Origin of the sequence: Methanosarcina acetivorans C2A (genome assembly GCF_000007345.1) — an archaeon.
Classification (GTDB): domain Archaea; phylum Halobacteriota; class Methanosarcinia; order Methanosarcinales; family Methanosarcinaceae; genus Methanosarcina; species Methanosarcina acetivorans.
Genome location: NC_003552.1, coordinates 106518 through 119756, shown reverse-complemented (window position 1 = coordinate 119756; position 13239 = coordinate 106518). Strand labels below are relative to the sequence as shown.

Below are 13239 nucleotides of genomic sequence, written 5' to 3'. Positions count from 1 at the left end.
ATATCGTGCAAAACAATAAAATTTTAATTATATTGATATATTTTTTCTATTTATGGGAAAAGGAAACATTGCAATAGATAAATCAATGATAAAAACGATAGTTGACGGCAAAATAATAATTCCTTTGCCAAAAGTTTTGGTTGGAAATCGATACTATCCCATGTTCTCTATATTCTCCCCTACTCAGTGTGATAGTTGTGGAAGTAAATTACATGTTAACTCTCATCACACTCGTTTTATTATATCACGTTACGGCACTATATCTCTCAATGTTACATACTGGCTTTGTCCCACTTGTAAGAAACATTATCATGATCAGGTTATTGGTGTTCAGGGTTCTGCAAATTACAGTTCTGAATATTATGATACACAAATAAATGTCAGATACGATGGACGATGCAGTCTGCACAATTCTCGGCGAATTGGGGAAACATATACAGAAGGAGTAATAAATGTCTGTGGAAGAGCTCCTTGTCCCACTTCATTGTGGTTATATGAACAGAAACTAGCAAAACTTTCAAAGCAAGAACTTTTGAACCAAGGAGTTAGCTTTGAAGAAACATTGTATGTTGATGGGAATTGGATCAAGAATGGATGGAAAAAAAAGCTTGAAGAATTTATTGGAACGAAACTCACAAAGAAAGAATGGAAAAAAATGCGATATAAATCTGTTTACGTTGTTGCTACCAAAGAGAAGGTCATTTTAGATTTTGAAGTAACTGAGAGGTTACCAACAATTGAGGCTCTGATGCCTCTTTTTATACGAATAAAGAACCGATTTCCTGAAGATAAAATCAAAAAGATTGTTTCTGATGAGGATAAAGCGATCATTGGAGCCGTAAAAATGGTCTTTCCTGAAGTGACTCATTCTTTTTGTGTGTTTCATCAATTAAAAAACGTTAGTAAGAGGTATTATGAGGAATTCAGTTCTATTGAAGAGATTCCAGATAACGATAAGATTACCTACAATGAGATATCTCAATTGATACTTTCTGATACGGTTATCAGTGCTGTTGCGCATATTCAGAAGATACGAGAATTTAACTCTGATCTTGAACTTTCTGAAGCGTCTCATAAAGCGATTTCTTATGCCGAAGAGATTTTCAGCAAGAATGTGAGCTTCTTGAAAAAAGGTTTTACATCTGAGACAGATAATACAATGGAACAGATATTTTCTTTGATATGTGATATAGTAGACAAAGCGAGGTCATTCAAAACCAATAATGGACTAACTAATTTTTGTTACAATCTATTTACTTTTTTCAACAAACGGTGTTTCAGCACTGGAAAATGGAAAGGTTTCTCACCTTTAATGAGAGCAAGATTCCAATATGGATAATGCTAGAATTGGAGAATAATTAGTTCTTAAACTTGATGGCTTATAGCTGTAGCTGTCGGAAATTCCCACAAAAATAGTTCCACAATTTGGAAAATTTTGGTGGATGCTTGTGTGAATGAATCAACATTTTTAAATGAGTGAATTGATTTGCTCAAATTGGGATAAAATTTTGTGGTTGTCTTGAGATTGAAGAAAAACCAGAAAAAATTAAAAAGACTCTGAAAATGAGAAATTACTGACATTTATGTACGTTTATGAATCCATACATGTTCCATAAATATATAAATTCGCATATAAAAAATATAATGATCCCCGGAGACTGAGGCTGAAAAGACCCATATGGCGATTAGGAGGAAGCCGGCAACAGAATCGGAGGAAAACCGCATACTATAAGCCTGCAATAACAGGATTCAACTGTAGGCTCCGGGAAAAACGTTTTTAACAAGGAATTCCCGAGGGAATTCCCGCGAGAAAAAAACCTGTCTTATCAATACTTTTTGACGTTGCAGAATACTTTTTCCATGTGCCGCCTGTGAACCGTACACTTCGGCTCAGGCAGTACACCGAGGAGGATGAAAACCCATCCCAGAGGGAAAAGAAGAATCATCGCTCCAAGCAACCTCAAAAAGGTAACCAGATACGAAAGCAGGTCTCTGTATATCTCTCGCATGCTTTCATCACCTCTCAATATACATTTATCGTGTCCTAAAATATAAACACTCCTAAAAGAAATTTATGATAAATCATGATAGATCTGTTCACCCTCAAAATGCCGGTTTTCAGAAAAAGGGCAAAATTTATAACGAAAGATAATGATAGAAAAAGCATCCTCCCAAATCACTTTGTGGAAGTTAACGGAGTTAAGGGCAAAACCGATATCGCATGGAAAAGATACATACTTTTATAAAATGCTGTCCCTGTAGAAATGAAAAACAGGAAAGGGGATTCCTGTAATCAAAAAGCGTAAAACTGTAATGAAAGATCAGGAAATATGGGAGAAATAAAAACTATTGAATATATAATAGATATATATTGAAATTATAATTAAAATGTCCATATACAATGAAAGAAATGCCTTGAATGAGACCCCACAAAGCTAAATCGATATCTGTCGGGGTTTGCCGCAGGTATGAGAGAAAAAAGTTGCATATTGAGATCGGAGTTTCCTGAGCAAAAGCTTCAGTTTTTCGGCGAAAGTCCAGCCAGTCAGGGCATATTAAACTTTTTAAGGACGAAAAAAGAGCAGGAAAATCCAGATTCTTCAAGCAAATTCATAAAAGATCTGTTTTTTCCAGTTTTTAGCCTGAAAATCTTCTTTTTTGCTCTTTCTACCCTTCAAAAGCTTTTTTATACCAACCGGTTTTATTGTAGCCGTTTATTCCGATTATCAGATATATATACAATCATTTTTTCCTGGCTTCCTCTATCAGCTGAGGTTTTTCGGCATATCTTTAATCCCGAATATTTTTAGCGCTATTTCTGCCCATTATTAACTTGAATTTATCGTTTAACTAAAGTTAATTTAAATTTTTAGTTTAAATACAGTCAATTCAAATGTATCAGATGTTAGAATTTAGATCCGCCTCAACCGCTCTATCAGGCCAATGCCTTTTTCGATTAGCTCAAGCTGCTCGGCAATACTACGCGGATTCTTCTCATTCTGAAGGGAAGCTGCAATATTGACCATCTTTTCAAAGAGAAGGTTTTCCAGCTCCTCGCGTTCTCCATGAACTGAAGAAACCACTTCCTGCTCCGTCCTTTTCTCTGTCCGGACCGCAGGAGCAGCCTGAACTTCGGGAAACGTGCTTCTTGCGGTTTCAGCCTCATAAGAGGGTTCCGGAATCTCTTCTTCTGCAAACCGGAGGACCTTATCTTCTTCCCCTTCGGTTTCCGGGGCTTTTTGCCCGAACCTCGTTTTCGGTCTGCGTGCCTGTATTTTCTTTCTTGTCTCAGAAGATGACCTGTCTCGCTCAGCTGGAACTCTGCCCCTTTCAGGTGAAGATCTGTCTTGTTCAGGTGAAGGTCTGTCTCGCTCAGGTGAAGATCTGGCTTCTGGAACCTGGACTTCTGCCGCAGGTTCTGGAGCCGGAGTTTCTTCTCCTTCTTCCCGGACATCACAGATAGGGCAGATTACCGTACCCTGGTAACGAAATTTTGGGGCTCCGCAGACCTTGCAGTGTTCGGCAAGCATTGTGCCCCCGAGTTCCAGGAAACGAGCGATTCGCTTTACTTTTTTGTCTCTGTCAGAATCCATATGCCTAACCTTCCTTTTTGCACGGTTTTTCACTCATATTATAAGATTTCTCGTGTAGCTCCCTCTATATGAAACTACCTTTATCATGTGCAAAACGGAAAATGGGTTGTTTACGGAATCGCAAAGAGAAAACACTAACACAATCGATTTCACGGATTACCGATAATATTTTATATAACTAGCCTGTCTTACACTAATTTATTAGCTCTAATTTTTACATCATAATTGACTGCGAAGGTGATTCAAATGTCATCAAATGATTCAGCAGAAGTTATCAGACAATGTCTTCAGGTCCTTGACAGCATAACCAGTGACTCTTCAGTTCCAAGAAATATCAGGCGTTCTGTGAATGAAATCATGGATATCCTGAACAATGAATCCGAACCCCTGTTCCTTAGAGCAGCATCAAGCATTTCAATTCTCGAAGATATAAGCAACGACCCAAACCTCCCACTGCACACAAGGACTCTGATATGGAACCTTTCAAGCCAGCTTGAAACCATTCCAGTAGATGAGTAAAAAAAGAAAAACAGAAGAGTTCTTCTTAATCCTGTAAAAAGGATTTGCTCCGAGAGTTCCTTAGAGAAAAAATTTGGCTCCCGGAAAGAAAATATGCTCAGATTCGTTCCTTGAGACGATTCTGTTAAAAATCTCGAACTTTATCTGATTCTAAACTAAAAACTGCCGGGAAGCGACTTGGTAATTTTGATAGTCGTCTCCGGCTGATTTTAGAATTAAATCAGGGGATCAGGGATACCGACAAGGTAAAAACCTTTTTCATCTTTTTTCATTCTAACTCCAATCTTGTTTCTTTCTAACTTCAATCTACTTCGATTTTTCCGGTCTTTTTTCGATCTGATTTTGACCTTCTTCCATGTTTTCCCTACTCGAATTAAAATTCAGATTATGACCAGAGCTTCGAAAGAAAATAAATGCTTAAAGCTTGTTAGCGAAAGAAAAGGCAAAAAAAGGGATAAAGATATAAAGAACTTCAGAATCATTTTATACATATTAAAAAAATTAGAGATTTGATCAGGTAAGAGGGGTAAGACTACAGACAAGATAATCAGAAAAAATCAAAGAAAGAATACAATTTAAAGGAAATTCATAAAGAATGCAGTAGGAAAGATATCAGAAAAGAAACTCTGAGATAGTGGCGTGAAAGCTTGAAAAAGAATATAAAACCGGGAACACATCTAAATGCGTAAAAATAGGGGATAACATGATACAGGGGGATAACATGATACGGGCGGAAAGCCAGCAGGTGGAAAAACGGTATCATAGAAATATGAAATATTTACAGGGGGGGTAAAAGTAATGCTGGAAGAAATTTCTATCCGGATAAGGGATAATTTCGAGACTAAAGATAAGATCAGAGAAGAAGGACTGAAAATTTCAAGGGAAATCGTCAGGGAATGCAGGATAGCAAGCTTTGCCCTGCAAGGGAAAGACTTTGAAAAAGCAAATAGAAGTATAGACGCGGCTGGAAGAGCTTTAAAGAAACTCAAATCCCGGTTCGAAGGGCATGCTGACATTTACCATGCCGGTTTTGTAGAACATGCCCAGCAGGAATATTCAGAAGTTGCAGTTCTCTACAGCTTATTAAAAGAAGAAGGAAAGATACAGAATCTTCCTTCCCCGGATGAACTGGGAGTCGAGTATGCTGCCTATCTTAACGGGCTCGGAGATTTGGTGGGGGAGCTCAGAAGACATGTCCTTGACCTTATAAGGGAAGAATCCTTTGAAAATGCCGAAGTATTTTTGGGGATCATGGAAAATATCCATGCAGTCCTTATGGACTTTGATTACCCTGACGCGATAACCGGCGGGCTCAGGCGAAAGACCGATATCTCCCGCTCCCTGATAGAAAAAACACGCGGAGATGTGGTAAACTCAATTCAACAGAAAAAACTTGAGCTTGCAATGAAGAGCCTGGAATCCAGGCTGTAAGACGATCAGAATATATCAGAATATAAGACCACAAAGCTGTAAGACTACAGGGCTGTAAGACAATTTACTCCTTCAGCACCCTAGTAGAGCTCCAGGATGAGAAGAAAAACTGGATAAATTTCAACCATTAAAATCATTTACTATTCAGCGCAGTTACATTACAACTTAGCATGTTTAATTACAGCTTAGCGCGATTAATTACAATTTAACGCGATAAATTGCAGTTTAGAACCAGCTACCTGACGCCCGCTATCCGATATACTTCATAGGGCTGCCAGACAATTCAACATATTCATATAAACGATAAAACCGTAAGGGTCTGATAGACCCAGAATTCCAATAATCAGTTACAAGAGGATATCCATGAGATTCGATCCAGAAAAAATAAAAAAAGATGCAAAGGAGAATTTTGACCTTACCTGGAACGAGGGTAAAAAAATGGTCAAAACCCCTACCCTTAATGAGCGCTACCCCAGAACCACCTTTAGATACGGGAAAGCTCACCCTGTTTATGATACAATCCAGAAACTGAGAGAAGCCTATCTGCGCATGGGTTTCGAAGAGATGATGAACCCCCTTATAGTTGATGAAAAAGAGGTCCACAAGCAGTTCGGAAGCGAAGCCCTCGCAGTCCTTGACCGCTGTTTCTATCTTGCAGGGCTGCCTCGCCCGAATGTGGGGATTTCCGACGAGCGTATTGCACAGATAAACGGAATCCTGGGGGATATAGGGGACGAAGGCATAGACAAGGTAAGGAAAGTCCTCCACGCTTACAAAAAAGGGAAAGTCGAAGGCGATGACCTTGTGCCTGAAATCTCGGCAGCTCTTGAAGTTTCGGATGCCCTTGTAGCCGACATGATTGAAAAGGTCTTTCCCGAATTCAAAGAACTTGTAGCCCAGGCAAGCACAAAAACACTGCGCAGCCACATGACAAGCGGCTGGTTCATATCCCTTGGTGCCCTCCTTGAGCGAAAAGAACCGCCTTTTCACTTTTTCTCAATAGACCGCTGTTTCAGGCGGGAACAGCAGGAAGACGCTTCCAGGCTCATGACCTACTACTCGGCTTCCTGTGTTATCATGGACGAAAACGTGACCGTAGACCATGGAAAAGCCGTTGCTGAAGGGCTTCTCTCCCAGTTTGGCTTTGAAAAGTTCCTCTTCAGGCCCGATGAAAAACGCAGCAAGTACTATGTGCCTGACACCCAGACTGAGGTCTTTGCCTTCCACCCGAAACTCGTGGGTTCGAACTCCAAGTACTCGGACGGCTGGATCGAGATCGCAACCTTCGGGATCTATTCCCCGACAGCCCTTGCCGAATACGACATCCCGTGCCCTGTCATGAACCTGGGACTCGGAGTCGAAAGGCTTGCCATGATCCTTCATGACGCCCCTGACATCCGCTCCCTGACCTATCCGCAGATCCCCCAGTATTCCGAATGGGAGATGTCGGACAGCGAACTTGCAAAACAGGTCTTTGTGGACAAGACCCCGGAAACCCCCGAAGGGAGGGAAATTGCAGATGCCGTGGTCGCCCAGTGCGAACTGCACGGGGAAGAGCCAAGCCCCTGTGAATTCCCTGCCTGGGAGGGGGAAGTTTGCGGACGGAAAGTAAAAGTCTCCGTAATCGAACCCGAAGAGAATACGAAACTCTGCGGGCCTGCTGCCTTCAATGAAGTCGTTACCTATCAGGGAGATATCCTTGGCATCCCGAACACGAAGAAGTGGCAGAAAGCCTTTGAGAACCACTCCGCAATGGCAGGCATCCGCTTCATAGAAGCCTTTGCAGCCCAGGCTGCCAGGGAAATTGAAGAAGCTGCAATGTCCGGAGCAGATGAACATATCGTCAGGGTCAGGATTGTAAAAGTTCCCTCGGAAGTCAACATCAAAATAGGCGCTACTGCCCAGCGTTATATCACGGGCAAAAACAAAAAAATAGATATGAGAGGCCCGATCTTCACCTCCGCAAAAGCGGAATTCGAGTGAAACAGGCAGTAAAAACAGGAAATGAGCTGCATGCAGAAAGAAAAAGTGCCGTTTTCAAGATACCCTGAACTCAGGCGATTGATGGGAACAGGAGAGCCTGCCTGTGTTACCTTTGAAACGGATGAAAAAGACGGAAAAGGAGGTGAAGAGCTTCCTGAAAAATCCGGCTTTCTATTTTGCGAACTTGTGCAGAAAGCCCGTATGGGAGAGAAATTCCGGATTTCCGGACAGAACTGCGCTCCCGGAGATTATATCCTTGGGCTTTCTGAGGAAAGCCCTGCCGGATATTATCTTAAATCCGGAAGGTACAGGGATATTCAGGCTGCGGAAAAGGCAGCCCTGTCCCTTCCGAGATTAAAGAGAAAATTCTGTTCCGTAGCGATAGAGCCTCTGTCCCTTAACAGGGGCACCTTTGATGTGCTAATTCTTTTCCTTAAACCTGAGAAAGCCATGCGTATTATTCAGGCAAATGCCTATTCCGAAGGAGAAAGGACATTGATGGACACGATGGGAGCGGCTTCAATATGTGGAGATTGCACCGTACTGGCTCTTGAAAAAGGCATTGGTTTATCTTTCGGGTGCAAAGGTTCAAGAAAACATAGCGGATACAAAGATTTTGAAGTCCCTCTCGGGATTGCTTTTAAAAAAATAGAGGAAATCGAGGAAGGGCTTTCAAAGCTTCCCGAAACAACGCAATGAAAGGTAGTAAGAGTCACTCGATAGGAAACGAAGAAATAAAAGAGGAGGCTTCTCATATTATTTTGGCGAAGAGGTTCACCACACTTTCGATCCACATAGCTTTTAACTGGCCCGGAGCAACAACTGCAACGGTTGCCAGAAGAAAGATCATGACTAGAGCAAAGGCAAATACCTTCATTAAAAATGAGCCCGCTGAAAAATTCTCTTTGTGCTTGCTGTCATCGACTTCTTCTAGCAGTCCCTGATAACTGACTTTTACACTTGACCAGTCGGCATTTTCCCCTTTTGATTTTCCTGACGGGTCTTCATCCTCAGAATCCTGTTTTTTTCCGGAATAGACATATCTGGACCAGTCAACAGTATCTGTTTCGGGAGAGGAATTTGATTGGGCAGAGCTCAGGGGGTCACTGGAAGATTTGAACGAAACGTAGGAGATGGTAGTCGACCTGAAGGGAGATTTAGAGCCTGAAGGTATCTCGGGAACTTCCGGAACCAGAGATTCCTGCGTAACTTCCCGGTTACCAGGATTCTCAGAATTGGCAGAAATTTCCGTTGCCTTTTCTTCCGGGGGCAAAAACATGTCATATGCCTTTCTTTTTTGAGGATCCTTGAGAATTTCGTAAGCTTCTTTGATTTTTATGAACTTTTCATGGGCATCAGGGGACTTAGCTCTGTCCGGATGATATTTCTTTGCAAAATAGTGATACCTGTTTTCGATCTCCTCCGGGTTTGCACCTCTGGGAATATCGAATAACTGATAATAGTCCACTGCTTTCCAACCCTCTGAACCTGTATAATTGAGCAATTAACCGATTTTGAGTATTGAGCAATTAACCGATTTTGAGTATTGAGCAATTAACCGATTTTGAGTATTAAGTGATTAACCGATTTTTATTGCTGAGCTGTTAACCTATTAAGCGATTACTCGTTGAGACCTTCGGGCCTTTCGATAGTAACACTTCGCATGATTCCGGTCCCAAGGTCTTTTGCCGTAGCATTTATTATTCCGTTAGCGTCAATGTCAAAAGTAACCTCTATACGCGGGATGCCTTTTGGGGCAGAGGGAATGTTATCGAGCACAAGCATTCCAAGGGCAACGTTTTTTGATGCGACCCGTTCCTCTCCCTGAAGGATTTTACCTCTCACAACCCTCTGGTTATCGTAATGTGTGGTGAAAATTTTACTATTCCTTGTGGGAATTGTTGTATTTCTGAGAATTATTGGCGCCATCAGATCTCCCACAGTTTCAAACCCCAGGGAAAGAGAGATCACGTCAAGAAGCACAAGGTTGCCTGCATCAACTTCTTCTCTGGGAGACTTAAGAAACTCGTTTCCAAGAATTCCTGCCTGAACCGCAGCCCCCATTGCTACCACTTCGTCAGGGTTAATACTCTGAAGAGATTTTTTTCCCATGAAATCCTCTACGGCTTTCACTACAGAAGGGATTCTGGCAGAGCCGCCTACAAAGATTACTTCATCAATTTCGGAGGGAGAAAGCTTTCCATCCTGCAGGGTTTTTTTCATAATTGATAAAGTTTTTTTAACAAGGTCTTCTGTCATCCTGTCGAACTGGTCTCTTGTTACATCTATATCCAGGGTTTTACTTTCAAAAATATAGGGCAGGTTAACATTTGCAGTTGTAAGGGTGGACAGGTCAATCTTGCAGCGTTCTGCAGCCTCTTTAACGCGCTGCATCACCTGCGGTATACCTGAGATGTCCGTGCCTTCAGCCTTCTGGAACTCAGCAAGCAGGTGTTCAACAATCCGCCCGTCGAAATCGTCGCCTCCGAGTTCGGTGTCCCCACTGGTAGCCAGGACTTCGAAAATTCCGTTTTTGATCTTAAGAATTGAAACATCGAAAGTACCGCCCCCAAGGTCGTAAACCAGAATTTTCCGGTTGTCAACTCCATCCTTCAGGCCGTAAGCGAGAGCAGCTACAGTAGGTTCGTTTATGACTCGAAGTACTTCCAGACCCGCAAGTTCACCTGCTTTTTTTGTGGCAAAGCGCTGGGAATCGTTAAAGTAGGCAGGGACAGTAATTACCGCTTTTTCAACGGCGTCCCCCAAATACTTCTCCGCATCATGTTTCAGTTTTTGAAGGATCTTTGCGGAAATTCCATGAGGAGTGTATTGCTCGCCATTCAGTGTCACCCTAAAATCGGCTTTTCCCATATGCCTTTTTATGGATTGGACAGTATTTTCAGGGTTTGAAATCATCTGCCTTTTAGCAAGGTCTCCTACAAGTAACTCGTTCCTCTTTGAAAAACCTACAACTGAAGGCGTAAGTCTTTTTCCTTCGGAATTAGTAATGACCTTGGGTTCACCAAGCTCAATTATCGCCATACAAGAATTAGTTGTTCCCAGGTCTATACCCAGTACCTTTCCTCTAATATTTGCCGTTGGCACATCCCCCAAAATATTTCAATGTTTCCAAAAGATATTAATTTTTCTACTATGGTTAAGACTATATACATTGATTTAAATTGGGCAGATCAAGCAAAGATAGAATACAATATTTACACAGATATAAAATATTCTTCTTTATATTTTTTAGCAATATAAAGGAAATGAGATTAAAAAACGTTTTCGCGAGAAATAAAATAATCTGGCAACTCAGTGTCAAAATCCCAAACAATTTCAAAGTTTTCTCTATCTTTCCGTATTTTTTGCAATTATGGAGAAGGATATAGAGCTAAGTGGAAGTAAACATTTACAACCTAAATTACAGTTATAAGATATTCTTAGTAAAAACATGAAAACAGATAAAAATATTTTTTAATAATAAGAAGTAGGGGTCTATAAGAATTGATGAAATAAATTTCAAGATTTAACAAATTTCAAGATTTAACAAATTTTAAGATTTAATAAATTGCAGGATTTAATAAATTGCAAGACTTTTCTGGAAAATTGGCGGAATGAATTAGAATGAGTTATAAATCAGGGCTTTTTACTCCGGTTTTCTGTTAAAGAAATCCGGTATAAATCGAGTTCATTCCAGGCTGTTTTCTAAAAGAAGCAAATCCCAAGACATACTTATTACAGAGAGAACTACGGGATGAGTTTATATAGAAGTACAAACATGTAAAATGCGATTTTAATTCCAGAGCTATTCCAAATTCACACTAATGGAGGATTAAATCATGGCAGGACAGCCAATATTCATTTTGAAAGAAGGAAGTAAGCGAACCAGAGGCAGGGATGCCCAGAGCAATAACATTATGGCTGCAAAGGCAGTAGCCGAAGCGGTCAGAACAACCCTCGGTCCCAAAGGCATGGACAAGATGCTTGTGGACTCTATGGGTGACGTGGTCATCACAAACGACGGGGCAACCATTCTCAAAGAGATGGACATTGAACACCCTGCAGCAAAGATGGTAGTTGAAGTATCCAAGACCCAGGACGAACAGGTCGGAGACGGAACTACCAGTGCAGCCGTGGTCGCAGGCGAACTCTTAAAGAAAGCTGAAGATTTAATCGAGCAGGAAATACACCCGACAATTATTGCGTCCGGGTACAGGCTGGCAGCCGAAAAGGCAGTAGAAGTCTTAAACTCCCTCGCAATGAACGTTGAAATGTCCAACCGTGAACTGCTTGTCAGCATCGCCGAAACCGCCATGACCGGAAAGGGTGCAGAGGCCTCCAAGAAACTCCTCTCCGGAATTGCCGTTGACGCTGTCACAAGCGTTGTAGACACAAACGGGAAGAAGACAATTGACAAGGACAACATCAGCGTAGTCAAGAAAGTCGGCGGCAGGATTGAGGATTCCGAGCTAATCCCGGGCATGATCATCGACAAGGAAAGAGTTCACACAAACATGCCTGAAAAGGTCAAGGACGCAAAGATTGCCCTCCTGAACAGTGCAATCGAACTTAAAGACACCGAAGTGGATGCGGAAATCTCAATTACTTCTCCTGACCAGCTCCAGTCTTTCCTTGACCAGGAAGAAGCCATGCTCAAGAAGATTGTCCAGAAGGTAATCAGCAGCGGTGCAAACGTTGTCTTCTGCCAGAAGGGCGTTGAAGACCTTGCCCAGCACTACCTTGCAAAAGCAGGCATCTTCGCTATCCGCAGAGTCAAGAAGAGCGACATGGAAAAACTCGCAAGGGCAACAGGCGGCAAGCTCATCACCAACCTCGACGAAATTACCCCCGAAGATCTCGGTTTTGCCAAGCTCGTTGAAGAGAAGAAGGTTGGAGGCGACAGCATGACCTTTGTCACAGGCTGCGACAACCCCAAAGCCGTTACCATTCTGCTGCGCGGCGGCACAGAACACGTAGTTGACAGTGTCGACAGCGCTCTTGAAGACGCCCTTCGTGTAGTAGGAGTTGCAATCGAAGACGAAAAGCTCGTATCCGGTGGCGGCTCTCCGGAAGTTGAAGTTGCCCTCAGGCTTCAGGAATACGCAGCAACCCTCGAAGGCAGGGAACAGCTTGCAGTTAAAGCTTACTCCGAAGCCCTTGAAGTTATCCCCAGGACTCTTGCAGAAAACGCAGGTCTCGACCCGATCGATATGCTCATGGAACTGCGCTCCCAGCATGAGAAAGGCATGAAGACAGCAGGCCTTGACGTCTATGAAGGCAAGGTCGTTGACATGTGGAATAACTTCGTAGTCGAACCCCTTAGAGTCAAGACCCAGGTCATCAATGCAGCTACCGAGTCTGCAGTCATGATCCTCAGGATTGACGATATCATCGCTTCTACTCGTGCAGCCCCTGGCCCTGAAGAAATGGGCGGAATGCCACCAGGAATGGGCGGAATGCCACCAGGAATGGGCGGAATGCCACCAGGAATGATGTAATTCTCCAAAAGTAAAACCGAATACTGATTGAATCAAAAAGGGTGCAGTTTCCATACTGCCCCTTTTTATAAAGTTCGATCAGAAAACATTTCAAGCCTGAAAGCCTGTTTTCCGGCCTCTCACCGGAAAAAATCCATGTGAATCTTCATCCTCTTTTTCTCTCTCAGGCTTCTTTTCAGATTTTTCGAATAATCAGAATTCTTTCAGGTTTTTTT

11 protein-coding genes are annotated in these 13239 nt (G+C 42.2%); 7 read left to right on the top strand and 4 right to left on the bottom strand.

All coding sequences use genetic code 11. The features are described 5' to 3' along the window. Positions 1 to 52 precede the first annotated feature (52 nt). A complete protein-coding gene (locus MA_RS00490) occupies positions 53 to 1339 on the top strand; it encodes a transposase (protein WP_011020154.1) in 1287 nt (428 codons plus the stop codon). A 487-nt stretch (positions 1340 to 1826) separates the two neighbouring features. On the opposite strand, the gene MA_RS00485 is transcribed toward MA_RS00490, so the two are convergent. After that, complete coding sequence (locus tag MA_RS00485; protein ID WP_048064807.1) at positions 1827 to 2009, bottom strand: hypothetical protein; 183 nt, start codon at positions 2007 to 2009, stop codon at positions 1827 to 1829. A 75-nt stretch (positions 2010 to 2084) separates the two neighbouring features. Here MA_RS00485 and MA_RS26365 point away from each other — a divergent pair, with 75 nt between their 5' ends. Further along, positions 2085 to 2246 (top strand): hypothetical protein, encoded by a 162-nt coding sequence (locus MA_RS26365; protein ID WP_157860059.1) that lies wholly within the window; start codon positions 2085 to 2087, stop codon positions 2244 to 2246. Positions 2247 to 2912: 666 nt separating this feature from the next. Here the strand turns inward: MA_RS26365 and MA_RS00475 are convergent. Continuing rightward, positions 2913 to 3593 carry an Sjogren's syndrome/scleroderma autoantigen 1 family protein gene (locus MA_RS00475; protein ID WP_048066053.1) on the bottom strand — a complete coding sequence of 227 codons (681 nt, stop codon included), beginning with the start codon at positions 3591 to 3593 and terminating at the stop codon, positions 2913 to 2915. Between the two features lie 246 nt (positions 3594 to 3839). Between MA_RS00475 and MA_RS00470 the strand changes: the two genes are divergently transcribed. The 4 genes from MA_RS00470 (at position 3840) to MA_RS00455 (ending at position 8225) form a co-directional block, all read left to right on the top strand. Beyond that, the gene (locus MA_RS00470; RefSeq protein WP_048064806.1) at positions 3840 to 4112 is read left to right on the top strand and encodes a UPF0147 family protein; all 273 of its coding nucleotides are present in this window, start codon (positions 3840 to 3842) and stop codon (positions 4110 to 4112) included. 798 nt (positions 4113 to 4910) lie between these two features. After that, a complete protein-coding gene (locus tag MA_RS00465; RefSeq protein ID WP_011020150.1) occupies positions 4911 to 5543 on the top strand; it encodes a haloacid dehalogenase in 633 nt (210 codons plus the stop codon). Between the two features lie 363 nt (positions 5544 to 5906). Further along, positions 5907 to 7526, top strand: coding sequence for an O-phosphoserine--tRNA ligase (gene sepS, locus MA_RS00460; RefSeq protein WP_011020149.1), 1620 nt, complete (start codon positions 5907 to 5909; stop codon positions 7524 to 7526). Positions 7527 to 7556: 30 nt separating this feature from the next. After that, the gene (locus MA_RS00455) at positions 7557 to 8225 is read left to right on the top strand and encodes a DUF169 domain-containing protein (protein ID WP_048064805.1); all 669 of its coding nucleotides are present in this window, start codon (positions 7557 to 7559) and stop codon (positions 8223 to 8225) included. A gap of 52 nt (positions 8226 to 8277) precedes the next feature. On the opposite strand, the gene MA_RS00450 is transcribed toward MA_RS00455, so the two are convergent. After that, positions 8278 to 8994, bottom strand: a complete 717-nt coding sequence (locus MA_RS00450) for a DnaJ domain-containing protein (RefSeq protein WP_157860058.1) — start codon at positions 8992 to 8994, stop codon at positions 8278 to 8280. Between the two features lie 152 nt (positions 8995 to 9146). After that, entirely contained in the window at positions 9147 to 10631 is a 1485-nt protein-coding gene (dnaK, locus tag MA_RS00445) for a molecular chaperone DnaK (protein WP_226990713.1), read from the bottom strand. A 734-nt stretch (positions 10632 to 11365) separates the two neighbouring features. On the opposite strand from dnaK, the gene thsB reads away from it, so the two are divergent. Then, positions 11366 to 13024 (top strand): thermosome subunit beta, encoded by a 1659-nt coding sequence (thsB, locus tag MA_RS00440; RefSeq protein WP_011020145.1) that lies wholly within the window; start codon positions 11366 to 11368, stop codon positions 13022 to 13024. Positions 13025 to 13239 lie beyond the last annotated feature (215 nt).